This window comes from Shinella sp. JR1-6, from assembly GCF_004284735.1.
Classification (GTDB): Bacteria; Pseudomonadota; Alphaproteobacteria; order Rhizobiales; family Rhizobiaceae; genus Shinella.
Genome location: NZ_SHMI01000004.1, coordinates 85,570 through 109,448, shown reverse-complemented (window position 1 = coordinate 109,448; position 23,879 = coordinate 85,570). Strand labels below are relative to the sequence as shown.

Below are 23,879 nucleotides of genomic sequence, written 5' to 3'. Positions count from 1 at the left end.
TCCATGAGCTTTCTCACTCTTACCAGCCTCCAGAAGTCCTTCGGCCCCGTTCAGGTCGTCAAGGATTTCAACATGTCGATCGAAAAGGGCGAGTTCGTCTCGTTCCTCGGCCCGTCGGGCTGCGGCAAGACCACCGTGCTGCGCATGATCGCCGGCTTCGAGACGCCGTCGGGCGGGGCGATCACCATCGATGGCAAGAGCCAGGTGAACCTGCGTCCCAACCAGCGCAACATCGGCATGGTGTTCCAGGCCTACGCCCTCTTCCCGAACATGAACGTCGCGGAAAACGTCGCCTTCGGCCTCAAGGTCGCCGGCCGGCCCAAGGCGGAGATCGACGCCCGCGTCAAGGAAATGCTCGGGCTGATCAAGCTCGACCATCTCGCCGACCGCTACCCCTACCAGATGTCCGGCGGCCAGCAGCAGCGTGTGGCGCTCGCTCGCGCGCTGGCGCCCAAGCCCCAGGTTCTCCTGCTCGACGAGCCGCTCTCCGCCCTCGACGCCAAGATCCGCGTGTCGCTGCGCGAGGAAATCCGGCAGATCCAGCAGCAGCTCGGCATCACCACGGTCTTCGTCACCCATGACCAGGAAGAAGCCCTGTCGATCTCCGACCGCATCGTCGTGATGAATGCCGGCAAGGCGGACCAGATCGGCAAACCGGCCGATATCTACAACCGGCCGGCCACCCGCTTCGTCGCCAGTTTTGTCGGCACGCTGAACCTCATCGAGGCGAAAGTCGTCGACCCCACCGCCAACCGCGTCTCGATCGGCGATCAGGGCGTGACGCTGCGCGAGCCGCTCGGCAATGCGAAGGCCGGCGACACCGTCTCGCTGGCACTGCGCCCGGAAGCCGGCTCCATCGCGCCCGATGCCAAGGGCGACACGGCGCTGACGGGCGAGGTCGTCTCCTCGAACTTCCTCGGCTCGGTCATTCGCACCCGCATGAAGGTCGGCGGCAGCGTCATCTCCTTCGACATGTTCAACAGCCCGGGCCTCGTGCCGCCGACCGTCGGCGACACGGTCACGCTGCGCTTCACGGCCGGCGATCTCCTGGTCATCCGCGACTGAGCAGTCCGGCGCGGCCGTGAAGCACTTTTCCAAGCTTCGGCCACGCTTTGGAAAAATCTGTCGTGATTTGCGTCTTTTGCGTCGCCCGCGGATTTGATCTGCGGGCGCTCGCCGGTTAGTCTTCACCCGTTCTCAGGGCGGGGCGAAACTCCCCACCGGCGGTATCGGGCGTCAAAACCCGGAGCCCGCAAGCGCCTTCCGCAAAACGGAAGGGTCAGCAGATCCGGTGCGATGCCGGAGCCGACGGTCACAGTCCGGATGGAAGAGAGCAAGCAGGAGAAACCCGCCGTCACTGGTGGGCCGCGTCCTGCGTGTTCGCCCAAGGGGACCGTTGCAAAATGGCTCAACCCTTGAAAGGCCTAGACATGAATGTGAATGCCACCCCCTCCGCCCGCATCGCCGTCATCCGTGCCCGCTGGCACGCCGGCATCGTCGATCAGGCGGTCGATTCCTTCGTCGCCGAATGGACCGCACTCGGCGGCCGCGCCGAAGAGGTCGATATCATCGACGTGCCCGGCGCCCTCGAAATCCCGCTGCATGCCCAGCTTCTCGCCCGCACGGGCCGTTACTCCGCCATTCTCGGCGTCGCCCTCGTCGTCGATGGCGGCATCTACCGCCACGATTTCGTCGCCGGCACCGTGGTGGACGCGATCGTGCGCGTCGGGCTCGACACCAACGTGCCGGTGCTCTCGGCCGTGCTGACGCCGCACAATTTCCAGGAATCGGACGCCCACATCGCCTTCTTCCGCGACCATTTCGTCATAAAGGGCAAGGAAGCCGCCAACGCGGCCCGGCAGATCATCGATGCCCGGGCGCAGGTGGCGCTGGCGACGGTCGCCTGAATCAAAGTTTGAAGGCGCGGAATCGATCTGTCAGGACGGGCCCGCAAACCGTTGAAAAGACTAGACGGGGCCCGGCAGCGATGCCGGGCCTTTTGCGTGGACTACCCCCATCACGCCCTGCATGCCCGTCGCCCCCCTGGAAGCGCCACGGTCAGGCCAGTCACTATGTTTTCCTTCGCACGCCTGCGCCCTTCTCCCTAACCTCTTCGTCATGGTCGGGTTCGAACTGCAATCCACGCCCCACCCGCGGCATGGATCCCCAGGTCAAGCCCGAGGATGACGGAGGGAGGAGAACCGCCTCTGCTCTTTCCAGTCGACATGCCTGCCGCCCCGTCTACCCCTGAAGGTTCTTCAGATAGATCGACAGCAGCTGGATCTGCGAGGAGATGCCGAGTTTGCGGTAGACGTTGCGGCGATGGACTTTCACCGTGCCGGTGGAGATATCGAGCTTCAGGCCGATCGATTCCGACGAGTGCCCCTGCAGGACGAGTTCGATGATCGAGGCCTCGCGATCCGTCAGGTTCAGCTTGCGCCACACCCGGTCGGCCGCGCTCACGGGTTCGCTCCGGCGGCCTCGTCCCTGCCCCGTTTCCGCAAAGCGCTCGCCAAGGCCACTCCAGGCGCGCCGCACGAGAGCGGCGACGAAGGGTTCGGTATCGCTGAGCAGCGCAAATTCCTGCACCGGAAAGACACCGGTCTTCTCCCGCCGCATCAGCGAGACCACAACGGTCACGCCACCTTCCACCGGAACGAAGAAGCCGAGCTCTTCGGCAAGCCGCGTCTGCGAATAATAGGTGCGGAAATACTCGCTCGAGAAGAACCGGTCCGGCGCCAGCTCCCGCATGCGGAAGATGCCGGCGCGGCCGGCCCGCGTCGTGCGGTAGAACGGATCGAGCAGGTAGGGTCCGGCCTGGTAGAGCGTCACGAAGACGTGGTGGTCATCCGCATCGAAGGTACTGAAGAGATCGATCGGCCGCGCCTTCTCGTGATAGGCGAAGATGACGATGTCGTCGAAACGCACCAGGGCCCGCATCATCGCAAGCAGGGTCTCGCCGGTCTGCCGGTCGCTGGTCTGCCGGTCGGCGTTTTCCGGCGCACCGGTCCAGTCCGCAAGCGTGTGAAAAAGTGCAGTGAAATCCACCCGCATGACGCCGCCGCTCCCCCGATCCTCCCGCGGCAACCGAAATGGGCCGCCGCTGGATATACTCCTTCCACAGCCGATTTGCGGATAAAATACCTCTCTCGGGGTATATACCACCCACCGGCCGCTGACTAGCATTCCTCCCGACGGTGGCCAAGGCGACAGAGATCGCCAAGAGACCAACAACCGCAGGGAACAGACGTGACATCCGCCCCAACGAACGACATCGAGTTCCGTTCGGTGACCAAGCGCTATGGCGCGGTGACCGCGGTCTCCGACATTAATCTCTCCGTGCCGAAGGGCGCCTTCGTCGCGCTTCTCGGCCCGTCCGGCTGCGGCAAGACCACGTGCCTCAGGATGATCGGCGGCTTCGAACAGCCGAGCGAGGGCGAGGTGCTGATCGCCGGCAGTATCGCCAACGGCGTTCCGGCCTATCGCCGCCCGGTCAACATGGTTTTCCAGCAATACGCCCTCTTCCCGCATTTCGACGTGGAGAAGAACGTCGCCTACGGGCTGAAACAGCTGCGCCCGAGGCTACCGGCGGCAGAGATCGCCCGCCGCGTCGGCGAGGCGCTGGAGATGGTACGTCTCACCGGCTTTGCCAGGCGCCGCATCCATGAAATGTCCGGCGGCCAGCAGCAGCGCGTGGCGCTCGCCCGCGCGCTCGTCAACAAGCCCTCCGTCCTCCTTCTCGACGAGCCGCTCGCCGCACTCGACAAGAAGCTGCGCACCGCCATGCAGATCGAGTTGCAGACGTTGCAGCGCGATCTCGGCATCACCTTCGTGCTCGTCACGCACGACCAGGAGGAAGCGCTGTCAATGAGCGACCTCGTCTGTGTGATGAGCGCCGGCCGCATCCGTCAGCTCGCGACGCCCCAGGAGGTCTACGACCGGCCTGCCGATCTTTTCGTCGCCGACTTCGTCGGCAAGACGAACCGCTTTTCCGGTACGCTGGAGGCCGGCGGCACCGTGCGCCTCGGCAACGGCTCGGCCCTGCCGGCCCCGCGCGCCGACCTCGTGCCGGGCGCGGTCACGGTCGCGCTCCGCCCGGAGGCGATCCGCCTGTCGCGCGGAGCGGCCGGCACGACCACGCTGGAAGGCACGGTCACGCACCGCATCTTCCTTGGTTCGGCAGCCGAGTACTCCGTCGCCGTCGACGGGCTCGGCGACCTGCTCGTCACCGCCGAACGCCACAGCCAATCACAAAACGACCTCGTCGCGCCGGGCGAACGGGTCGCCATAAGCTTCGACCCCGGCCAGACGCATATCTTTCCGGCCTGAGGGAAACAGGCCCAACAGGGGAACAGTATCATGTCGAAATGGTTCAGAGAGAATGCCCCGATCAGTGCTCGGGATTTAACGGACGAGTTCATGCGGCTGAAGCGTGGATCCGTGTCGCGCCGCCACTTCCTTGCCGTCACCGGCCTTGGCCTTGCCGCCGCCGTATTGGCCCGCCAGCCCGGGCTCTTCACCTCCGAGGCCCATGCGCAGGAGGACCTCGGCTCCACCATGTCGCTGGCCACCTGGCCGAACTACCATGACCCGGCGACCTTCGAGGCCTTCACCGCCGCAACGGGCGTCGCCGTCGAGGTGAATGTCTTCGGCTCCAACGAGGAGATGCTGGCAAAACTCCAGGCCGGCGGCACCGGCTGGGATCTTTTCGTGCCCACCAACTACACGATCTCCACCTATGCCGGCCTCGGCCTGATCGACCCGCTCGACCTTGCCAAGGTGCCGAATTTCGACGCCAAGACCCAGAACACCCGCTTCACCAACGAAGGCACGGTCGGCGGCAAGGTCTATGCGCTGCCGAAGAACTGGGGCACGACGGGCATCGCCGTCAATTCCGACAAGGTGAAATCGAAGGTGACGAGCTGGAAGGAGTTCTTCGAGGTCGCCATGACCGAGGCGGACGGCCGCGCCATGGTGCACGACTACCAGCTCACCACGATCGGCAACGCCCTCGTCTCGCTCGGCTTCTCGTTCAATTCGATCAAGCCCGAGGAACTCGCCAAGGCGGAGGAGCTGCTGATCAAGGTCAAGCCGCACCTCTACGCCATCAACAGCGACTATCAGCCCTCCATGCGCGCCTCCGATGCCTGGATGACCATGTGCTGGACGAATGACGGTGCCCAGCTCAACCGCGACATTCCGGAAATCCGGTTCGTCCTCGGCTCCGACGGCGGCGAGATCTGGTCGGATTTCTACGCGGTGCCGAAGAGCGCCACCAACAAGCCGGCCGGCTATGCCCTGCTCAACTTCCTGATGGACCCGCAAAACGCGGTGAAGGAGCACATCGCCAACGGTGCGCCGACGACGGACAGCCGCGTGCTTTCGCTGCTGCCGGCCGAAATCACCGGCAACAAGATCGTCTATCCCGACGAGGCCGCCCTGACCCCGCTCGAGTTCGGCGCCGCCGTGACGCTGACGGACCCGGCTCGGGCGGAGCTGATGGCACGGTTCAAGTCGGCATAGCCGTCTCGCCCCTCATCCGGCCTGCCGGCCACCTTCTCCCCGCAAGCGGGGAGAAGGAAATGTGTGGCTGCGTGCTGTTTCCTCTCGAACGGAACGACACGGCGCCGCATACCCCCTTCGCCCCGCTTGCGGGGAGAAGGTGGCGGCAGCCGGATGAGGGGCAATCCACCGATACGCAACAGGATCAATCGCATGCCTCTGACGATGACGACGAAAAGACGGCTAGTGACGGCGGCGCTGCTGGCGCCGGCTTCCGCCTGGCTGTTCGTCTTCCTCGTGCTGCCCTTCATCGCCATGATGGTCTTCTCCGTCGGCGAGCGGGGACCGGCGGGCGGCTACCAGGCGGCGTTCACCTTCGCGCAGTATGCCAACCTGCCGGCCCGTTCCGCCGCTTACTGGAACACTCTCCTGCTGGCGCCCGTCGGCGCCTTCCTCTGCCTCATCGTCGCCTATCCGACGGCCTACTACCTCGCCGTCAAGGCGAGCCCGCGCCACCGGCTGCTGCTCGTCTCGCTGGTCGTGGTGCCGTTCTGGACGAGCCTTCTCGTGCGCACATATGCCTGGATGTACATCCTCGGCTCGCGCGGCATTCCCAATCTGCTCGACATGATCGGCATCGAAGACGTGCGCCTGCTCAACACCTCGGGCGCCGTCCTGCTCGGCATCGTCTATGGCTACCTGCCGCTGATGATCATGCCGATCTATGTCAGCCTGGAAAAACTCGACCGGCGCCTGCTCGAAGCCTCCGCCGACCTCGGCGCGAAACCCGTCTCGACCTTCTTCTCCGTGACCCTGCCGCTGTCGCTGCCGGGCGTCATGACGGGCGTCGCGCTCGTCACCATCCTCTTGCTCGGCGAATATCTCATCCCGCAGCTCCTCGGCGGCGGCAAGGTCTTCTTCATCGGCAATGCGCTGGTCGATCTCTTCCTGCAATCGCGCAACTGGCCCTTCGGCTCGGCTATTGCCGTCACCCTCGTCGCCGTCGTCGTCGTGGTGCTGATGGTCGCCATGCGCATCGCCTGGCGGATATCAGGCACAAGACAGGTGGATCTCGTCTGATGCGCGCGCTGATCACCTGCGTCTATCTCTTCCTCTATGCGCCGATCGCGCTCGTCGTGCTGTTCTCCTTCAATGCCGGCCGCAATGCGAGCGAGTTCACCGGTTTCTCCGTCGCATGGTACGGCAAGGCGCTCGCCAATCCGTTCCTCATCACGGCGCTGCAGAACAGCCTGATCATCGCCCTCGTCAGCGCCACGCTCGCCGCCGTCTTCGGCACCATGGCCGCCCTCGGCCTCGAGCGGCTCGGCGCGCGGACGCGCGCGGTCTTCGACGGCCTGCTCGCCGCCGCCATTGTCGTGCCGGGCGTCGTCATCGGCATCGCGACCCTCGTCGCCCTCGTCGCCGTCTTCGGCGCGATCAATCCGGCGATCGCCGCCATCTGGCCCGGCGAAACGCCGCCGCAACTCGGCCTTGGCTACGGCTCGATCATCGCCGCGCACGGCCTCTTCACCATGGCGCTCGTCACCATGATCGTGAAGGCCCGCATCGCGACGCTCGGCCGGGACATCGTCGAGGCCTCGGCCGATCTCTATGCGACACCGCTGACCACCTTCCGCGATATCGTGCTGCCGCAGATCCTGCCCTCGGTGCTCGCCGGGTTCCTGCTCGCCTTCACCTTCTCTTTCGACGACTTCATCGTGGCTTTCTTCGTCGCGGGCTCGAAGACGACGCTGCCGATCTACGTCTTCGCCTCGATCCGCCGCGGCGTGACGCCCGAAGTGAACGCCATCGCGACGATGGTGCTCGTCGCCTCGCTCATGCTGATCCTCATCGCCCGCCTTCTGATGCGGGAAAAAACCAGAAAATCGCCTGCCGGGGAGTGAGACCGATGATCCTGAAGAACCGTGTCGCCATCGTCACCGGAGCGGGCTCCGGCATCGGCCGGGCCGGCGCGCGCATCATGGCGCGTGAGGGCGCCACCGTCTGCGTCGCCGATCTCAACGAGACCCGCGCCGCCGAGACGGTGGACTTCATCCGCGCCGACGGCGGCAAGGCTGAAGCCGTCATCGTCGATGTCACCGACGACGTGGAACTGAAGATGGCCGTCGCCGCGGTGCTGTCGCGCCATGGCCGCATCGACATCCTGCACAACCATGCCGGCGCGCAGGTCGCCGGCGACCTCGAAAGCGTGCCGCTCGACGGCCTCGATCTCTCCTGGAACCTCAATGTGCGCGCCCACCTGATGGCCGCCCGGCTCGTCATGCCCGCCATGAAGGCGCAGGGAAAGGGCGTCATCCTCAACACCGCGTCCTCTTCGGGCGTGCTCTACGATCGCGAGATGATCGCCTATACGACGACGAAACACGCCGTCATCGCCATGACCAAGCAGATGGCCGGCGACTATGCCCGCCACGGCATCCGCGTCAACGCGCTCTGCCCCGGCTGGGTGGATACGCCCTTCAACGCCCCCTTCATCTCGCAGATGGGCGGGCGCGAAGCGATCGAAGGCTATATCAAGGAGAAAGTGCCGATGGGCCGGTGGGCCGATGTGGAGGAGATCGCCGAACCGATCCTCTTCCTCGTCTCCGACCGGTCAAGCTACATGACCGGCCAGATTCTCGTGGTCGACGGCGGCGAGACCGTGACCTAGGGCATTCCAGCGAAAACGGCGGAGCCCCTTATACCCCGACGGCTGCGCTCATCGGACCCTGATACACGACGATGCGCGCGTGATAGGGCACGCGCTTGTAGAGGTCGAGCACATCCTGGTTGATCAGCCTGACGCAGCCCGACGACGTCGCCTTGCCGATCGACTTCCAGTCCGGCGAGCCGTGCAGGCGGTAGAGCGTGTCCTTGCCGTTCTGGAAGATATAGAGCGCGCGTGCGCCGAGCGGGTTCTTGATGCCCGGCTCCATGCCGCCGTTCTCGACGGAATATTTGGCAAGGCTCGGCGTGCGGGCGATCATGTCCGCCGGCACCTTCCAGCGCGGCCAGGGCTGGCGCCAGTGGATGATGCCCTCGCCCTGCCACGCGAAGCCCTCGCGGCCGATGCCGACGCCGTAACGCATCGCCGTGCCGCCCTGCTCCACCACATAGAGGAAGCGGCCGGGCGTATCGACGACCACGGTGCCCGGCGCCTCGCCGGTCGGGTCCTTCACGCGCTGGCGGTAGTACTTCGGATCGATTTCCGTATAGGGAATGGCGGGAATGAGATGGCCGCCATCCTCGACGGCGGCATAGCGGGCCGCCAGTTCGTCGTTGGTCGCCGGCACGATCGGATAGCTGACCTTCTGCGGAATCGGGGCGTTCTTGACCGACGTTTCCGTGGTTGCGCATCCCGCAAGCGTCGCGGCGGCGCCCAGGAAAAAGGCTCTGCGCGACAATGTGCACACCGTAGGCATTCTCTTTACGATCTCCTTGGGAAGAAGGGGGAGGTTTATCAGATGGCTAGCCAAACCGCAGGTGGGCTGGCAAGAAACATCAGGATCACTTCTTCGGCATTAGTCCCTGCCCGGCTGCACGGCCAGTGCATGAAGGACACGCTCGCCGGAAAACGGGGGAAACACGATGGCGCCTGTGGAAATCAATCCCGCCCATGTCCGCGAGTTTCCCGGACAGGAGGATTTCTACCGCTGGCTGGCGGAAAACCACGCCACAGCGCCGGAAATCTGGATCAGGATCCACAAGCGCGCCTCCGGTCTTGCCTCCATCAACCCCGAACAGGCGATCGAGGTGGTGCTCTGCTGGGGCTGGATCGACGGCATCCGCAAAAGCCATGACGAGAAGAGCTTCTTCCAGCGCTACTGCCCGCGCGGCAGGAAGAGCGTGTGGAGCAAGAAGAATGTCGAGACCGTCAGCCGGCTGATCGAGGACGGGCGCATGACGGAACACGGTCTGAAACAGGTCGAGGCCGCAAAGGCGGATGGCCGCTGGGACAAGGCCTATGGCAGCGGCAAGGACATGAAGATCCCGCCGGACCTGCAGGCGGCGATCGACGCCGAACCGGCGGCAAAGGCGATGCTCGGCAGACTGACGGAGCAGAACCGCTTCGCGCTCGCCTTCCGCGTCCACACCATGAAGACCGAGGCCGGCCGCAAGCGGAAGATCGAGACCTTCGTGGAGATGCTGGCGCGCGGCGAGACGATCTATCCGCAGAAGCAGAGATAGAGCATTTCCAGCCGAAGCGAGATCGCTTCGGCATCGGACAGTGCAGAAAAACAGAGAGATAGGGCATTTCCGGCGGACACAGGTTCACAGGAAACGCTCTGGATCGCCGCCCCCCTCGCCATCGAGAAGGATCAGTCGCGGCTTGCCGACCGCTGGCCGGAAAGCCAGTTGTGCCAATCGTTCACGCTGCCGTAGAAGACGTTGAGGTCGATCTTGCCGGTGACGCCATGCGACAGGCCCGAACCGGAATACTGCCAGAACACCCAACGGCGGTTCGGATAGCGCTTCGACGGGTGGGCGGCGACCGAACGCAGCCAGAACGGATGGTTCGTCAGCTCGCCGGAGAGGTTGTCCTCATAGAAATCCGGCGCCGTGTAAATGATCGGCCGCTTGCCGTAATGGCGCTCCAGCATTTCCGAGAAGACCCGGATCTTCTCGACATATTGCGCCCGCGTGAGACGCTTCTTGCAGCTCGATTCGCCGTTGTATTCGGCGTCGATGACCGGCGGCAGCGCGTCCGGATCCTTCGGCACGTTGCGGATGAACCATTCGGCCTGCGAGCTTGCGACGCGGCACCAGTAGAAGAAGTGATAGGCGCCGCGCTTGATGCCGGCTTCCTTGGCCTTGCGCCAGTTCTTCTGGAACATCGGGTCGAGGTGATCGCCGCCGTCCGTCGCCTTGATGAAGGCGAAGTTGGCGCCCTGCGTGCGCAGCTTCACCCAGTCGATATCGCCCTGCCAGCGCGACACGTCGACGCCGTGCACCTGGTAATTTCTTGGCGCACGCTTGCCGAAATTGATCGGATGGGCATCGCGGAACTGCTGGCCGTAGACGCGCGAGCGTTTTTTCGAAACGCCTTCCGACGGCTCTTCCGCCGTCACGGCCTCCGCCGGCCGCTCGGCGGGAATGGCCGACTGGTTCGTCACGCTTTCGAAGACGCGGGTTCCCGGTACCGGACCGGCCCAGGCGAGCATATCCGCCCCGTCAGCCGTCACCTTGCTTTCGCCGACAGCGACTTCGGGCACCGGCCCGCTCGCCTTCGAAACAGAGGCTGTCGTCTCCGCGGATGGCTTGATGGCGAGCGCCGACACGGGGTTGGAGCTCGACGCACAACCCGTCATGGCGGCACAGGCAAGGAGGACCGTTGTAAGGACCGAAAGACGCATAGGCACTCGCACGCTAAACAAACCGAAGCCCCGCCCTTTCGACACACGGACGGAATTACTAACGGAAGATTACCGCGAAATGTTAAATGCAAGGTTTACGGCGACCGTGACATTTCAGGCAATTAGCCCGCCCGCCTTACGCTTAACGCCGGTTTGCGTTCACAAAAGCGTGTCCACGCGGCGAAAGCCGGTACCCGACGGCAAGGCTTTCCGTCAGCCCGAGTTCCTTGAGCTGCCGGATCTTTCGCTTGAGCGCCAGCTTCTCCATGCCGAGCCGTTCCGCCATGGTGGCGGCGGTGCGCCCGTCCTCTTCCGCGATCATGGCAAGCACGGTGCGCGTCCACGGCGCGGCACAGTCGAGCGCATCGAGCCGGGCGTTCAGCGTCGCGAAGTCGGCCGCATCGAGCGTCTCATTTTCACGCAGGCCCTTTCGCGGGTCCGCACCCGCGACACGGAATGCGATCCGGTAGAGCACACCCTCCGGCCGAAGGTCCCGGAGCAGTTCGGCACGCAAGGCATAGCCCGCCGCCTGCACATCCGCGTCCGAGACGGTGTCGATATCGACGGCCTCGACGCTCTCGATGGTAAGCACACCCGCGGCAGTGCGCAGCGAACCGCCGGCCCTAACCGTCGGTTTCGACCAGCGGCGAAAGGCGAGCGTCACCTCACCCCTGCCGATCTTCTCCAGCACACCCGCCTTGAACAGCATCGCCCCTCGCCGACATTACCCCACCGTCACATAGCCGATGCCCTTCTTTTCGATCTCGTCAAGCGACTCGTCATAGCCGGCATCGGCATAGCGGATGACACCCAGCGATGTGTCGTTCGTCAAGGCGTGCTCCAGCCGCTCCGCGCCGTCAGCCGTGCCATCGGCGACCAGCGTCACGCCGCAGCTCGTCATGTAGCCCGCATACCCGCCGCCGCCGGAGTGGATGACGACGAGATCGGCCATCGACGACGAGAGCAGCATGGCATCGAGCAGCGGCCAGTCGGCGATGGCGTCCGAGCCGTCCTTCATGCGCTCGGTCATGATGTTCGGATGCGCCATGGCCCCGGCATCGAGATGGTCGCGCGAAAAGGCGATCGGCCCCTTCAACTCCCCTTCGGCGACCAACCGGTTTACCGCCAGCGCCAGTTCCGTGCGCTCGCCATGGCCAAGCCAGGCGATGCGCGCCGGCAGGCCCTCGAACGGCACGTTTTCCCGCGCCAGCCGGATCCAGTTGGTGACGATCTGGTTGTCCGGGAACATTTTCAAAACGAGATCGTCGATCCGCGCGATGTCGCTCTCCTCGCCGGACAGCGCCATCCAGCGGAACGGCCCGATGGCCCGCGCAAAAAGCGGCCTGAGATAGGCTTCGGTGAAAATCGGAATGTCGAAGGCATTGGCGACGCCCCCCTCCCGCGCCTGCGTGCGGATGAGGTTGCCGTTGTCGAACACTTCAGAGCCGCTTTTCTGGAACTCCAGCATGGCCGAGACATGCTCGACGATCGAGGCGCGGCTTGCCGCCATCAACTGCCCCTGCCCGTCGTCGCGCAGGCCCTTGACCTGGTCGAGGTTCATGCCCTTCGGCACATAGCCGTAGACGAGATCGTGCGCCGAGGTCTGGTCGGTGACGATGTCGGGCACGATGCCGCGCCGCGCGATGTCAGGATAAATCTCCGCCGCATTGCCGACGAGGCCGATGGAGGTCGCCCGCTTCTCGCGGACCGCCTCATCAATCATCGCAAGCGCCGTATCGAGATCCGGCGCGACATGTTCGAGATAACCGACGGCCTTGCGCGCCGCCGCGCGCGCCGGGTCGATATCGACGCAGAGGATGGCCGCGCCCGCCATGCGGCCCGCGAGCGGCTGCGCGCCACCCATGCCGCCGAGCCCGGCGGTGAGGATGAAGCGGCCGGCGAGGCTGCCGTCAAAACGCTTTTCCGCGATGCGCATGAAGATTTCATAGGTGCCCTGGATGACGCCCTGGCTGCCGATATATTGCCAGGCCCCGGCCGTCAGGCCACCCCAGCAGATCAGCCCCTTGCGCTGAAGCTCATAGAACACCTCAGCCTTCGCCCATTGCCCGACGATGTTGCAGTTCGCCATGATGACAAGCGGCGCCTTCGCATGGGTCTTCAAGAGCCCGACCGGCTTGCCGGACTGGATGACCAGCGTCTGGTCCTCATCCATCTCCGTCAGCGCCTTGACGATCGCCCGATGCGCCGCCCAGTTGCGCGCCGCCTTGCCGAGCGCGGCATAGACGATGAGATTGTCCGGATCCTCACCAACCGACAGCACGTTTTCGAGGAGCCTGAGCAGCCCCTCCTGCCGCCAGCCCTTGGCGCGCAACACGTCGCCGCCGGGGATCGGGTAGTTCGGATGGCGCGGATTGGGTTTGGGCATGGGTGTCTCCTACTCGTTCATGGGGCACTGCCCCTCATCCGCCTGCCGGCACCTTCTCCCCGCAAGCGGGGCAAAGGGATATGCTGCACCGTTTTCCCCTGAACCCGACACCTCGTATGGCACGTCCCCTCTCCCCGCCTGCGGGGAGAGGGTTAGGGTGAGGGGCAATTCGAGTCAGCCACCCAGCGCATAGCTCACAAGATCGATCCCCATCGCCTTCTCCACCGACGGATAGACCGTCGGATCGAGCACGCTGGAGGCGAGCGGGATGATCGTCTTGGGCACGTGCAACACGAAAACCCTCATGCCGACATCGAGCTGCCCGACGCTGAGCGGTTCGCCCTCCGGCGAAAGCGTGGTGATGACATCGGGGAAGGTGGCGAGGCGTTTGCCTCCGGCCGATTCCACCGCCATGTACTCGTTCATCACATGCAGCACCGACGCGCTGTCGCCCTTGCCGATCGTCACCGTGCCGATGTCGAAGGCTTCCTTGGTATAGACCACCGATTTGTCCGTGATCACCCCTTCGGAAAGGATCGAACCGCCCGTCGTCCTGACGATGGCATCGATGATCGCCGAACCGCCCTTGCCTTCCGCCGCGATGATCGCCTCGCCGAGTTCCAGCGCCAGCGAGATACCGCCGAGTGCCGCATTTTTGCGCACGTAGGAAGCGCGCAGCGGATTGCGGCAGGAGGCGATGAAGCCGCCGGACATGTCGGAGGCGGTGCGCAGGATCGGCGAGACCTTTGCCGTCGCGCCGCGCACGACGAGCTCGATATAGCGGTTCTCGTCGCGGTTGCCGCCGACAGCCGTCTGGATCATCTGTTCGGGCGAGCCCGCCATGCCGATCGAGCCCATGTCACCGGTCGGGTGCGCGCGCATATCACCGACGGCATCCAGCACCTTTGTGCCGAGGATCGCGGAGGGCAGCCAGCCGTTCAGCGTCGAGGACTTGCCGTTCTGCCCGACCATCAGCGCGGAAACCTTTTCGCCGAGCGCCTCCTGCAAAAGCTCCACCGCCTTCACATAGTCGACGCCGCGCATTTCCCAGGGCGTGGTGGAAGCCGGCGCGCCGATGGCGGCCGCCGTCGCCACCCAGTCGTCGTCTGACAATTCGTCGATGGAGACCAGCTCCGGCTTGCCGATCGAGACCGCGGCATAGCCGAGCATGCGGCCATGGTCCGCCCAGCCGCCGCCGCCGGCGGCATAGACCGAGCCGCCCTTGACCGCGGCCTCGACGTCTTTTTCCTTTAGAATCCGGCCCATCAGACGTCCTCCTGACTCAATGTCTTATCCAGATGAATCACTGCGTTAAAAAGCACCGCGGCGCCGAGTGCGATATCGTCCGTCTCAGCGAACTCTTCCGGCGCATGGCTGCGCCCGCCAAGGCACGGCACAAAGATCATCGCCGCGCGCGTAATCTTCGCCATGAAGGCCGTATCATGCCCCGCGCCTGAGGCCATGCGCCGATGGCTTGCCCCCGCCGCCTCGCAGGCCGCGTCGAGAACATCGAGCAGCAGCGGGTCGCCCGGCGTCGGCATGTTGTCGGAGATGCGGCGGGGCGCAGCGATCGTCACGCCCGTCTCCCGCGCGACCTGCTCGGCCAATTGGTCGACGGAGGCGGCAAAAAGATCCATCGCCGTGCGGTGCTCCGCCCGCGCGTCGATCAGGAGGCGCGCGCGGGAGGGCACCACATTGGCGGCGTTCGGCTCGATGGAGAATTCGCCGACCGTCGCCGTGAAATGGCCCGGCCCCGCGGAAAGCGATTTCGCCAACGCCTCGATATCCGTGACCAGCCGCGCGGCCGCGGCCAGCGCATCGGCGCGACTGCCCATCGGCGTGGTGCCGGCGTGATCCGCCCGGCCCTCGACGACGATCTCGATGCGCGTGATGCCGGCGATTGCCGTCACCACGCCGATATCGAGCTTTTCGGTCTCCAGCACCGGCCCCTGCTCGATATGCAGTTCGAGGAAGGCCGCGATATCCTTGCGCGCCTCCGCCTGCAGGCGCGCCGGATCGCCGCCGGCATCGCGAATGCCCTGTTCCAGCGTCAGCCCGCCGCTCTCGCGCGAGAACCAGTCCTGCGGCAGCACGCCGGCCATGCCGCGGCTGCCGATGCAGGAGACGCCGAAGATCGAGACCTCCTCGGCGAGGAAATCGACGACCTCAAGATCATGGTCCAGGTCGATGCCCTGATCGGCGAGCGCCCGCGCCACTTCCAGCGCCACCGCCACGCCGGCAATGCCGTCATAGCGCCCGCCGTCCGGCACCGTGTCCGAATGCGAGCCGAGCATGATCGTACCGAGGCCGGGTTTTCTGCCCGGCCGCCGGGCGATCAGGTTGCCCGCGGCATCGATACGCGTTTCGAGCCCGGCCGCCCGAAACGTTTCGTCAAGAAAATCCCGCCCCGCCGGGAACAGAGCGGTAAAGGCACGCCGCGTATAGGGCCGGCCGGGCTCGGTAAGCCGGGCGAGCCCGTCGATCACATCCGCAATACGGGCGGGATCGACCGGCAGATTGGTGGCGCGGGCCATGGTCAGGCCCTCGCGGAAACGAGCGTCGGCAGCGGCCGCACGAAGGCGCCGGCGCCGGGCTCGGCAAGCACGGCCTTGCCGTCGAAGGCGAGTTTGCCGCGCAGATAGGTTGCGGAGACGCGCCACGGCAGGCGGATGCCGTTATAGGGCGACCAGCCGACGACGTTGTGGCCGCTTGCCGCCGCGTCATAGCTGTAGGGTTCCGGCGTCAGCACGGTGATGTCGGCATCCTTGCCGGCCTCCAGCGCGCCCTTCACATGGTCCAGCCGGAAATGCCGGGCCGGGTTCAGAGTCATCAGTTCGGCCGCGCGCGTCAGCGGAATGCCGCGCTCCAGCGCGCCCTTGACGAAGAGCGGCACCATGACCTCCAGCCCCGGCACGCCCGACGCATTCGCCAGCATATCCGGATTGGTCTTGCGGTCCTCCGACCAGCTCACATGGTCGGTGGAGACCAGTGTGACATTGCCCTCCGCGACATGCCGCCAGAGCTTTTCCACCTCGGCGCGCGGGCGGATCGGCGGGTTGATCTTCGCCTTGCCGCCGAGCCGCGCGACGTCGTTCTCCTCGTCGAGCGTCAGGTAGTGGATGCAGCATTCGATGGTCGCGCGGTGCCCTTGGGCCCGGTAGGCGGCGGCAATCTCGTAGCCGCGGCCGAGCGAGCAATGCACCACATGGGCCGGGCAGCCAGTCTCGGCGCCGGTCTCGTAAATCTGGTTGGAGGCGAGCAGTTCCGTCAGCGGCGGGCGCGACAGGCCGTGGGCGCGGTAATCGGTGATGCCCATGGCCTTCACCTTGGCGATCGCCGCACGCACCGCCTCGTCGTCCTCGTTGTGCACGCCGGCCGTCAGGCCCGTCGGGGCGATGGCGCGGAAACAATCTTCGAGAAGCGCGGCGGGAATGCGCGGAAAACGTTTTGGGTCGGTGCCGAAGGTGGAGAACTTGAAGGCGGCGACACCTGCCTCGACCATTTCGGCGATGCGCGCCGGCCCCTCTTCCGGATCGACCGTGCCGTAAAGCGCGAAATCGACACGCGCCTGCGGTGAGGCATGGTCGATCTTGATCTTCACGGCCTCCGCCGAGCAGACGAGATTGCCCTCGTCATAGGGCATGTCGACGATGGTGGTGACGCCGCCGGCCGCCGCCGAGCGCGTCGACCAGACAAAATCCTCCTGGTTCTTCTGCGAGAGCGAATGCACCTGCGCGTCGATCGCCCCGGGCAGGATCAGCGCGCCGGAGAGATCGTGCCGCTCCTTCGCCGCCGGCATTGCGCCCTGGCCGACATGCGCCACCTTGCCGTCACGCACCGCGACATGGCCGCCCTCGAGGATACGGTCGGCGAGAACGACGGTGCCTTTGAGAACGAGATCGAAATCGGCCATATCAAAAATCTCCGTCAGGGTTTGAGGGCGAAGAAGCCGTCGAACTGCGCCATGGGCGCCGCCTCGACAAAGGCGGCGAGCGCCTCGGGGCTGGCGAGATCGCGGTCGAGCGCCTCGATTTCGGCCGAAAGCGGCCGGTCCTTGCGGTAGAATGGGCTGATCGCCCGCGTGCGCTGATAGGCGATGGCGACGACGCCCTCGACATTGTCGCCGGCAAGGTCGATCGCCTGGGCGGACAGCATGGCTTCGAGCGCAGCGAGCTGGCGCAGATCCCGCACCTGGCTTTCCATGCGCTCGACGATCAGCGGCAGGAAGGTCGCCTCCTCCTCCAGCCCGCCGGCAACGACGATGGACTGCGCCGAGATCGGCACCGCCAGCGACTGAATGCGCATGTAGAGTTCGACGGCGAGTTTCAGGAGCGGCCCGAAGCCGGTCGCGGTCTCCCCGGGCGCCACGAGATTGACCGGCAGGTTGCGCCGAACGCCGTTGGCCAGCAGCACGCAGCGGTTCAGGACGTTGCGGGCGAGATGGGCGAACCCCGTCTGCGCCGCCTCGACATAGAGCGTCGTCGACAGCGGCAGCGAGCCGCCGGAGGCCATCACGACATTGTCGAGCACGACAGGATTGTCGTCGGACTGCGCCGTCGCCTCGACGATGCGCTCGGCAGCGTTCATCAGCGTATCGAGGCAGGCGCCGAACACCTGCGCGGTCATGCGCAAGCTGAGCGGATCGTGGATCGCCGAGGGTTTCGGCCAATGGCCGGAGGAGGCCTGCGCCTCGAACCAGGTGCCGGCCAGCGCCTCGCCGTGGGCGGACAACCGTGCGGCGACCCGCCACGGATCAGCCGAGGCACCGAGCGCCAGCGACGACAGCAGGCCCGTCACCATGAGGTTGCGGATCGCCTTGGCCGCCTCGCGCACCACATTGGCGGCGGCGGCATGCGAAATAGCGTTGACGCTGAGGGCGGCCAGCGCATCGCGCGGCTGCATGCGATAGGGCGTCAGGCCGGCGCGCTTCAAGGCTTCGGCGGCCGGCAGGCGCACGCCGCCATACCAAGCCTCGCCCTCGCCCGTCAGCACCGCCGCGATCTGGCCCATCAGGCCGATATCGGCGCAGCCCATCGAGCCATGCCGGCGCACGACGGGCACGACATCCCGTTCAAGCAGCGAAAGGAAGGCGTCGATCAGCTCCGGGCTGCAACCGGAATAGCCGCCGAGCGCCGTGTTGACGCGGATGCCCATCGCCTTGCGCACGATCGGCAGCGAGAAGGGTTCGCCCGTGCCGAAATGATGGGCTTTTACCAGGTTATTGTTGAACTCGACGAGATCGTCGGCCGTCCACAGCTTGTCCTTCATCGAGCCGACGCCGGTATTGGCGCCGTAGATCGGCAGGCCGGTGGCGAGGCGGTCGGTGACGATGCGGCGGGCGGTGCCGACGCGGCCCATGCCGATCTCGCAGGCGACCGGCCGTCGCGCGCCGGTGCCGATCGCCTCGAGCGTCGCGAAGTCGAGCGGTTGGCCGGTGAGATAGAGCATGTCGGCGGAAGCGAGCATTTTCAAAAAGCCTGTTTCGAAAGCGATTCCAGGAAAAGGGCCTGTCCGGAATGCGGAAAAACTGAATACGGATGTTATGCGGAACGCGGGCCGAACCCATATCCCAAAATCCGTACGGTTCATGCTATAGGTCGAACAGACGGAACAGACTGAAGGACCCGCCCGTGGATCTATCCACCCTTTGCCTTGTGCACAGCATTCTCGAAGAACGCGGCATCCGCAGGGCAGCCGCCGCGATGGGGCGTCCCGCCTCCAGCGCCAGCGCGGCGCTGCGCCGTGTCGAGGCCGTGCTTTCCGTGCCGCTGGTGCGGCGCGACGGGCAGGCGCTGGTGCCGACGCTCGACGCCGAAGCCCGCCTGCCGCGTTTTGCCGAGATTGCCGCCGCCGCCGTAGCGCTCGCCGCCCTCGGCGGCGTGCAGACCACGCCGGCCATCTCGCTTTCCGCCCTCGCCCGCTTCACGGCCACAGCCCGGGCCGGCAGCATCAACGCCGCCGCCAAAAGCCTCGGCCTCGGCCAGCCGCAGCTCACCCGGCAGCTCAGCCATCTCGAAGCCGCGATCGGCTGCAAGCTGCTCGACCGTTCGGCGACGGGCATAAGCTGCACGCCCGCCGGCCTTGAGGCGCTGGCGCTCGCTGAACGCATCGGCGCAGCCTGGGAACTGCTTTTCACCGCCTCGGCCGAACGGTTCCGCCGCAGCGCCGCCACCTGGCGGCTCGGCGCGGTCATTCCCTTCGGCCACGAAAGCGAGATCGCCGCCATGCTCGCCCGCCTCACCGTGGAATGGCGCGGGGCGCGGCCGCGCCAGCCGCTCTTCCTCTCCTCGACGACGGCGGACGAACTGGTCTCGGGCCTGAAAAATCGCCGGTTCGACCTGATCCTGCTCGACACCGACCGCTACCCCGCCGAATTCGAGGGCAGCCTGATCGGCCGCTCGCAACTGGCGCTCGCCGGCCCGCGCGGACTTGATGGTTCCGTGGATTTTTCCACGCTGCTCGGCCGCTACCCCATCGCCGTGCCGAGCCCGCGCAGCGGCCTGCGCCAGATGACGGACCGCTTCCTCGAAGCGACGCTCTCCCCGGCCGAACGCGCCCGCCTGACGCTGGTCGAGGTGGATTCGATCCCCGTCATCATCAACCTCGTGCTCGACCACGGCCATCTCTCCGTGCTGCCGGAACATTCGGTCGCCAACATCAACCCGCCGCCGGTGCTGCTGCCGCTCGATGCCGCCTACCAGCAATCGCTGAGCCTCGTCTGGCCGCGCGACGCCCTCTCCCGCAAGGCCGCGGAGACGATGCTGGGACTTCTGACGAAACCCTAACCTTTCGCCCCGGCCCTGAGCCGCCGCCGCGTCTCCGTCGGGCTTTCATGGTAGTGCGCGCGGTAGCTGCGCGAGAAGGCGGAGGAAGAGTTGAAGCCGGTGAGCGCCGCGATGTCGGCGAACTCGGTTTTCGTTTCGATGACCTTGCGCCGGGCGGCATTGAGGCGCAGCGCCAGATAGTGCTGGTGCGGCGCGACGCCCATGGTTTCCTGAAAAAGATCCTGCAGATGGCGGGCGCTGATGCCGACGCGTTTTGCCAGCCGTGCCAGCGTCAGCGGCGCCTCCACCGTCTCCTCCATCAGCCGCACCGCCTGGCTGACGCGCTGGTCGGCGACGCGCATGTTGCCGAGCGCCGGCACCTGCAGCAGGCCGCCGGTGCGCTCGTGCTCGTAGATGAACTGCCGGGACACTTCCAGCGCCAGCGAATAGCCCTGCCGGCGGCGGATGATCTCCAGCATCAGGTCGAGTGTCGGCAGTGAGCCGCCGGTCGTGATGCGCTTTCCGTCGATGACGTAGCGCTCGCGCACCACGCCGATCTGCGGATAGGCCGAGGCGAAATCCTCCATGTCCTCCCAGTGGGCGGTGGCGGAATGACCGTCGAGGAGGCTCGCCTCGGCAAGCAGCCAGCTCCCCGATTCGATGCCGGCCATCATGCTGCGATGGCGCGCCGTCTGCGAAAGCTGGCGCCGCAACAGAGGCGTCGCACTCATCTGCCATTGATAGGAGGACAGCACGAAGAGCGGATGCGTCTCCTTCTCCGGCCGGAACAGGCCGTCGACCGGCACGGGAATGCGGCTGCGCGTCTCGACCGGCGCCCCGTCAGGCGAAAAAATCCGCCAGCGGTAGAGCGCCTGGCCGGAAATGCGGTTGGCGGCGCGCAGCGGCTCGATGACCGAGGCGACGAGGATGAGGTTTGTCTCGGGCAGAACGAGGATATCGATGTCGAGTGTGTCGGCGGAGGAATCGAGCATGGCGGAAGCTTGTCCGTTGATCTCTCAAATTGTCAAGGATGGATCCGAAAAGTGAAAGCGTTGCGCCTGCTTTTGGCTCGTAATGGCCCCAACGAGAATACTGGGAGAACGACAATGCCCCTTACGATGAACCGCGACGTCTTCATCACCTGCGCCGTCACCGGCTCCGGCGACACCGCCGGCAAATCCCCCCATGTGCCGCGCTCGCCGAAACAAATCGCCGAATCGGCGATCGAGGCCGCCAAGGCCGGCGCCGCCGTCGTGCACTGCCATGTGCGCGATCCGGAAACCGGCGCGCCGAGCCGCCGCAACGACCTCTACCGCGAAGTAACCGAGCGCATCCGCGACGCGGAAGTCGACGTCGTCCTAAACCTCACCGCCGGCATGGGCGGCGACATGATCTTCGGTAACACCGAGCAGCCGCTGCCGCTTAACCCCAACGGCACCGACATGGTCGGCGCCACCGAGCGCGTGTCCCACGTCGCCGAATGCCTGCCGGAAATCTGCACGCTCGATTGCGGCACGATGAACTTTTCGCTCGGCGACTACGTGATGACCAACACGCCGTCCATGCTGCGCGCCATGGGCAAAATGATGACCGATCTCGGCGTGCGCCCGGAGATCGAGGCCTTCGACACCGGCCACCTCTGGTTCGCCAAGCAACTCGTCGAGGAAGGCGTCATCGAGGACCCGGTGCTCATCCAGCTCTGCATGGGCATTCCGTGGGGCGCGCCCGACGACCTCAACACCTTCATGGCGATGGTCAACAACGTGCCGCCGTCCTGGACCTTCTCCGCCTTCTCGATCGGCCGCAACGCTATGGCCTATCCGGCTGCAGCCGTGCTTGCCGGCGGCAATGTCCGCGTCGGCCTTGAAGACAATCTCTATGTCGGCAAGGGCCAGCTCGCCACCAATGCGCAGCTCGTCGACAAGGCGGTCAACATCATCGAAAGCATGGGCGCACGGGTCATCGGCCCGGCGGAAGTGCGCGAGAAGCTGAAACTAACGAAGCGGGCGCCTCGGGGCTGACGGACCGGGCTGCCCCTCACCCTAGCCCTCTCCCCGCAAGCGGGGAGAGGGACCTGCCAAACCGAACGGTCGGGATGGAGGAACGCGGCGCGGCATTTCCCTTCTCCCCGCTTGCGGGGAGAAGGTGGCGGCAGCCGGATGAGGGGCAAGCAAACCGTGCACACGGAAAAGAACATGAGGGAACGGACAGCATGACCACCATCAACAAGGCAGCCTGCATCGGCGGCGGTGTCATCGGCGGCGCCTGGGTCGCGCGTTTCGCGCTCGCCGGCATCGATGTGAAGATTTTCGATCCGCATCCGGAGGCCGAGCGCATCATCGGCGAAGTCATGGCCAATGCCGAGCGCGCCTACGGCATGCTCACCATGGCGCCGCTGCCGCCGAAGGGCAAAATCACCTTCTGCAAGAGCTTGGAAGAAGCCGTGGAAGACGCTGACTGGATTCAGGAAAGCGTGCCCGAGCGGCTGGAGCTGAAGCGCGGCGTGCTGACGAAGATCGACGCGGCGGCAAAACCCGACGCGCTGATCGGCTCCTCCACATCCGGCCTGATGCCGACCGATCTCCAGCGCGACATGAAGCACCCCGAACGCCTGTTCGTGGCGCATCCCTACAATCCCGTCTACCTGCTGCCCCTCGCCGAGCTGGTCGGCGGCGAGAAGACCTCGCGCGCCGTGCTCGAAGACGCCAAGGCCAAGCTTGCGCCGATCGGTATGAAGGGCGTCATCATCAACAAGGAGATCGAGGCTTTCGTCGGCGACCGTCTGCTGGAAGCCGTCTGGCGCGAGGGCCTCTGGCTGATCAAGGACGACATCTGCGACACGGAAACGCTCGATGACGTGATCCGCTATTCGTTCGGCATGCGCTGGGCGCAGATGGGCATGTTCGAGACCTATCGCATCGCCGGCGGCGAGGCGGGCATGCGCCACTTCCTCGCCCAGTTCGGCCCCTGCCTCTCCTGGCCCTGGACGAAACTCACCGACGTCGTCGACCTCGACGACGCGCTGGTCGAAAAGATCGCCGACCAGTCCGATGCACAATCCGGCGCCCGCGGCATCCGCGAACTGGAGCGCATCCGCGACCAGAACCTCGTCGGCATCATGCACGCCCTGAAGGCCGGCGACGACGGCCGCGGCTGGGGTTCGGGCAAGTTGCTCGCCGAGTTCGAAAAGCATCTCTGGGCCAAGGCCGGCAAGGCCAAGGTCGAGGTTTCCACGAGCGAACCGCTGCGCCTCGTCGATACCAAGGTCAACGCCGCCTGGGTCGATTACAACGGCCACATGACCGAGCACCGCTATCTCCAGCTCTTCGGCGATACGACCGACGCGCTGCTGCGGCTGGTCGGCGTCGATTTCGACTATGTCGAGGCCGGCCACAGCTACTACACGGTGGAGACCCACATCCGCCATCTCGGCGAGGCCAAGCTCGGCCAGGCGCTCTACACGACGCTGCAACTGCTCTCCTTCGACAACAAGCGCATGCACTACTTCACCCGCATCCATGGCGCCGCGACCGGCGACGTCATCGCGACCGCCGAGCAGATGGTGCTGCATGTCGATAGCAAGGCCGGCAAGAGCATCGACGCGCCGGCCGAAGTGCTGGCGAAGATCGCGCCGATCATGGAAGCGCATGCCGGGCTGCCGGCGCCGGAAGGGGTTGGACGGCACGTCGGGCAGAAGAAAGCGCAGTAAAGCTGCCCCTCACCCTAGCCCTCTCCCCGCAAGCGGGGAGAGGGGACCTGCCACAAGCAGGCTTGGGAACGGAGGAGAACGGCGCGGCATATCCTTCTCCCCGCGTGCGGGGAGAAGGTGGCGGCAGCCGGATGAGGGGCAAACCAAGAAGAACGAGGGAACAC

General features: G+C 65.6%; 21 protein-coding genes and 1 riboswitch. Of the genes, 11 read left to right on the top strand and 10 right to left on the bottom strand.

Going from position 1 to position 23,879, the window contains the following annotated elements; translation table 11 throughout:
- Positions 1-3: 3 nt before the first annotated feature.
- Together EXZ48_RS08210 and EXZ48_RS08205 are read left to right on the top strand one after the other, a co-directional pair.
- On the top strand, positions 4-1,065 hold the full coding sequence (locus EXZ48_RS08210) for an ABC transporter ATP-binding protein (RefSeq protein ID WP_023516610.1): 1,062 nt from the start codon (positions 4-6) through the stop codon (positions 1,063-1,065).
- A 124-nt stretch (positions 1,066-1,189) separates the two neighbouring features.
- Positions 1,190-1,339: riboswitch (FMN riboswitch) on the top strand.
- Positions 1,340-1,430: 91 nt separating this feature from the next.
- Positions 1,431-1,907 (top strand): 6,7-dimethyl-8-ribityllumazine synthase, encoded by a 477-nt coding sequence (locus tag EXZ48_RS08205; protein ID WP_023516609.1) that lies wholly within the window; start codon positions 1,431-1,433, stop codon positions 1,905-1,907.
- A 334-nt stretch (positions 1,908-2,241) separates the two neighbouring features.
- Here the strand turns inward: EXZ48_RS08205 and EXZ48_RS08200 are convergent, their stop codons facing one another.
- A complete protein-coding gene (locus EXZ48_RS08200; RefSeq protein ID WP_130515282.1) occupies positions 2,242-3,054 on the bottom strand; it encodes a LuxR family transcriptional regulator in 813 nt (270 codons plus the stop codon).
- A gap of 195 nt (positions 3,055-3,249) precedes the next feature.
- Here EXZ48_RS08200 and EXZ48_RS08195 point away from each other — a divergent pair, with 195 nt between their 5' ends.
- The 5 genes from EXZ48_RS08195 (at position 3,250) to EXZ48_RS08175 (ending at position 8,173) form a co-directional block, all read left to right on the top strand.
- Positions 3,250-4,329: an ABC transporter ATP-binding protein gene (locus EXZ48_RS08195; RefSeq protein ID WP_130515280.1), complete on the top strand. Its 1,080-nt coding sequence runs from the start codon at positions 3,250-3,252 to the stop codon at positions 4,327-4,329.
- Between the two features lie 30 nt (positions 4,330-4,359).
- Positions 4,360-5,523 (top strand): spermidine/putrescine ABC transporter substrate-binding protein, encoded by a 1,164-nt coding sequence (locus EXZ48_RS08190; RefSeq protein ID WP_130515278.1) that lies wholly within the window; start codon positions 4,360-4,362, stop codon positions 5,521-5,523.
- A 192-nt stretch (positions 5,524-5,715) separates the two neighbouring features.
- On the top strand, positions 5,716-6,582 hold the full coding sequence (locus tag EXZ48_RS08185) for an ABC transporter permease (RefSeq protein WP_165909311.1): 867 nt from the start codon (positions 5,716-5,718) through the stop codon (positions 6,580-6,582).
- Entirely contained in the window at positions 6,582-7,406 is an 825-nt protein-coding gene (locus EXZ48_RS08180) for an ABC transporter permease (protein ID WP_050744504.1), read from the top strand. The genes EXZ48_RS08185 and EXZ48_RS08180 overlap by 1 nt, the downstream gene beginning before the upstream one ends.
- A gap of 5 nt (positions 7,407-7,411) precedes the next feature.
- Positions 7,412-8,173, top strand: a complete 762-nt coding sequence (locus tag EXZ48_RS08175; protein ID WP_023514154.1) for an SDR family NAD(P)-dependent oxidoreductase — start codon at positions 7,412-7,414, stop codon at positions 8,171-8,173.
- Between the two features lie 28 nt (positions 8,174-8,201).
- Here the strand turns inward: EXZ48_RS08175 and EXZ48_RS08170 are convergent, their stop codons facing one another.
- Complete coding sequence (locus EXZ48_RS08170) at positions 8,202-8,924, bottom strand: L,D-transpeptidase (protein WP_023514153.1); 723 nt, start codon at positions 8,922-8,924, stop codon at positions 8,202-8,204.
- A gap of 166 nt (positions 8,925-9,090) precedes the next feature.
- On the opposite strand from EXZ48_RS08170, the gene EXZ48_RS08165 reads away from it, so the two are divergent.
- Positions 9,091-9,690 carry a YdeI family protein gene (locus tag EXZ48_RS08165; RefSeq protein ID WP_130515274.1) on the top strand — a complete coding sequence of 200 codons (600 nt, stop codon included), beginning with the start codon at positions 9,091-9,093 and terminating at the stop codon, positions 9,688-9,690.
- A 131-nt stretch (positions 9,691-9,821) separates the two neighbouring features.
- Here the strand turns inward: EXZ48_RS08165 and EXZ48_RS08160 are convergent, their stop codons facing one another.
- The 7 genes from EXZ48_RS08160 to EXZ48_RS08130 all read right to left on the bottom strand — a co-directional run bounded on the left by EXZ48_RS08160 (position 9,822) and on the right by EXZ48_RS08130 (position 18,708).
- Positions 9,822-10,856, bottom strand: a complete 1,035-nt coding sequence (locus EXZ48_RS08160) for a GH25 family lysozyme (protein WP_023515548.1) — start codon at positions 10,854-10,856, stop codon at positions 9,822-9,824.
- Between the two features lie 142 nt (positions 10,857-10,998).
- Positions 10,999-11,565 carry a hypothetical protein gene (locus EXZ48_RS08155; RefSeq protein ID WP_130515272.1) on the bottom strand — a complete coding sequence of 189 codons (567 nt, stop codon included), beginning with the start codon at positions 11,563-11,565 and terminating at the stop codon, positions 10,999-11,001.
- Positions 11,566-11,580: 15 nt separating this feature from the next.
- The gene (locus EXZ48_RS08150; RefSeq protein WP_130515270.1) at positions 11,581-13,242 is read right to left on the bottom strand and encodes a urocanate hydratase; all 1,662 of its coding nucleotides are present in this window, start codon (positions 13,240-13,242) and stop codon (positions 11,581-11,583) included.
- Between the two features lie 174 nt (positions 13,243-13,416).
- Positions 13,417-14,508: a DUF917 domain-containing protein gene (locus tag EXZ48_RS08145; protein ID WP_050744498.1), complete on the bottom strand. Its 1,092-nt coding sequence runs from the start codon at positions 14,506-14,508 to the stop codon at positions 13,417-13,419.
- Entirely contained in the window at positions 14,508-15,776 is a 1,269-nt protein-coding gene (locus tag EXZ48_RS08140; RefSeq protein ID WP_130515268.1) for a Zn-dependent hydrolase, read from the bottom strand. The genes EXZ48_RS08145 and EXZ48_RS08140 overlap by 1 nt, the downstream gene beginning before the upstream one ends.
- A gap of 2 nt (positions 15,777-15,778) precedes the next feature.
- A complete protein-coding gene (locus EXZ48_RS08135) occupies positions 15,779-17,155 on the bottom strand; it encodes a dihydroorotase family protein (protein WP_130515265.1) in 1,377 nt (458 codons plus the stop codon).
- Positions 17,156-17,169: 14 nt separating this feature from the next.
- On the bottom strand, positions 17,170-18,708 hold the full coding sequence (locus EXZ48_RS08130) for an aromatic amino acid lyase (RefSeq protein ID WP_130515263.1): 1,539 nt from the start codon (positions 18,706-18,708) through the stop codon (positions 17,170-17,172).
- A 164-nt stretch (positions 18,709-18,872) separates the two neighbouring features.
- Here EXZ48_RS08130 and EXZ48_RS08125 point away from each other — a divergent pair, with 164 nt between their 5' ends.
- Positions 18,873-20,027: a LysR family transcriptional regulator gene (locus EXZ48_RS08125; protein ID WP_165909310.1), complete on the top strand. Its 1,155-nt coding sequence runs from the start codon at positions 18,873-18,875 to the stop codon at positions 20,025-20,027.
- Here the strand turns inward: EXZ48_RS08125 and EXZ48_RS08120 are convergent.
- Entirely contained in the window at positions 20,024-20,998 is a 975-nt protein-coding gene (locus EXZ48_RS08120) for a GlxA family transcriptional regulator (RefSeq protein WP_130515259.1), read from the bottom strand. The genes EXZ48_RS08125 and EXZ48_RS08120 overlap by 4 nt on opposite strands.
- Positions 20,999-21,112: 114 nt before the next feature.
- Between EXZ48_RS08120 and EXZ48_RS08115 the strand changes: the two genes are divergently transcribed.
- Entirely contained in the window at positions 21,113-22,027 is a 915-nt protein-coding gene (locus EXZ48_RS08115; protein WP_130515257.1) for a 3-keto-5-aminohexanoate cleavage protein, read from the top strand.
- 191 nt (positions 22,028-22,218) lie between these two features.
- Positions 22,219-23,715, top strand: coding sequence for a carnitine 3-dehydrogenase (locus EXZ48_RS08110; RefSeq protein ID WP_130515255.1), 1,497 nt, complete (start codon positions 22,219-22,221; stop codon positions 23,713-23,715).
- The last annotated feature ends 164 nt before the right edge of the window (positions 23,716-23,879 follow it).